Here is a 1,403-nt window from a genome sequence, read left to right on the forward strand (position 1 = left end):
TGAATCGTTCCGGGTTTAATGGAGGCGGTGATGATAGGAAGGATCACTGCTATGGGACGACGGAAGTACCCCCTGGAGTTGCGCGAACGGGCGACTCGGATGGCGCTGGAGGCTATGGAGGATCCGGATCGGGCTAGAGGCGCGACCCGCCGGGTCGCTGAGGAGCTGGGTATTCACCCGGAGGCGCTGCGGACCTGGGTGCGTCAGGCCGAGGTGGACGCGGGCAGCCGGCCGGGCAGGTCGACCAGCGAGGCCGAGCGGATCAAAGAGTTGGAGAAAGAGGTCCGTGAGCTACGTCGAGCCAACGCGATCCTGCGCAGCGCCTCGGCTTTTTTCGCGGCGGAGCTCGACCGCCCATCTCGATGATTTGCCAGTACATAGACTCCCGCAAGGACGAGTTCGGGGTCGAGCCGATCTGCCAGGTCCTGACCGCCTCAGGCATCAAGATCGCCCCGAGCACCTACTACGCGGCTAAGACCCGTCCCCCGTCAGCCAGGAGCAGACGCGACGTGGTCCTCAAAGCCGAGATCGACCGCCTCCACAAGGACAACTACCAAGTGCTGGGGGCCCGCAAGATGCAGGTCATGCTCAACCGCTCCCAGACGGTCGAGCGCCACGGCGCGGGGCATGTGGCCCGCTGCACCGTGGAGCGTCTCATGCGGGATATGGGGCTGTGCGGGATCCGCCGGACCAAGTCGCCGCGTACCACGCGCAGCGCACGGCCGGATCAGTGCCCCGAGGATCTAGTCAACCGCCACTTCTCGGCGATGCGCCCCAATGAGTTGTGGGTGGCGGACCTGACGTATGTGCGTACTTTCAGCGGCTGGGTGTATGTCGCTTTCATCACCGACGTGTACTCCCGGCGGATCGTGGGCTGGCAGACTTCGACCAGTCTGTATACCGATCTGGCTCTGGACGCCCTGAAAATGGCTATCTGGCAGCGCAGGCGAGAAGGCGCCGACCTGACAGGCCTGATCCACCACTCCGACAGGGGTGTGCAGTACAGAGCCATCCGCTACGGGCAGACCCTATCCGACTGCGAGGCCGTCGCCTCGGTGGGATCCAAGGGCGACTCCTACGACAACGCGCTGGCCGAAGCGCTGAACTCACTGTACAAAGCCGAACTCATCCGCAACCGCCTCTACCTCGACGAACACGGCCCTTGGAAGGGCATCGACGATGTCGAGATCGCTACTGCCGAGTGGGTGCACTGGTTCAACACCACCCGCCCCCACTCCTCCATCGACATGCACACCCCCATCGAGCACGAACAGGCCTACACCCCACCACCAGACGACACCGACCAAGCCGACAACCAGAGCACCAGCCAGACAATCGACGAACCCCAGCCGGCAACCACCGGCTCCAGATAAAACACCCTCCACAAAACCCAGGGCTTGACA

1 protein-coding gene and 1 other annotated feature are annotated in these 1,403 nt (G+C 63.7%); the gene reads left to right on the forward strand.

The genetic code is table 11. The annotated features are described in order from the left end of the window. Positions 1-51 precede the first annotated feature (51 nt). Positions 52-1,373, forward strand: a protein-coding gene (locus EUC46_RS12395; protein WP_421701862.1) for an IS3 family transposase whose coding sequence is annotated in 2 segments (ribosomal slippage) — positions 52-334 and positions 334-1,373 — 1,323 coding nt in all. Because the reading frame shifts where the segments join, the coding sequence is not laid out codon by codon here. Then, positions 327-455: a sequence feature (AL1L pseudoknot), on the forward strand. Its footprint overlaps the gene before it by 129 nt. Positions 1,374-1,403 lie beyond the last annotated feature (30 nt).

Origin of the sequence: Actinomyces oricola, assembly GCF_004104015.1 — a bacterium.
GTDB classification, from domain to species: Bacteria; Actinomycetota; Actinomycetes; order Actinomycetales; family Actinomycetaceae; genus Actinomyces; species Actinomyces oricola.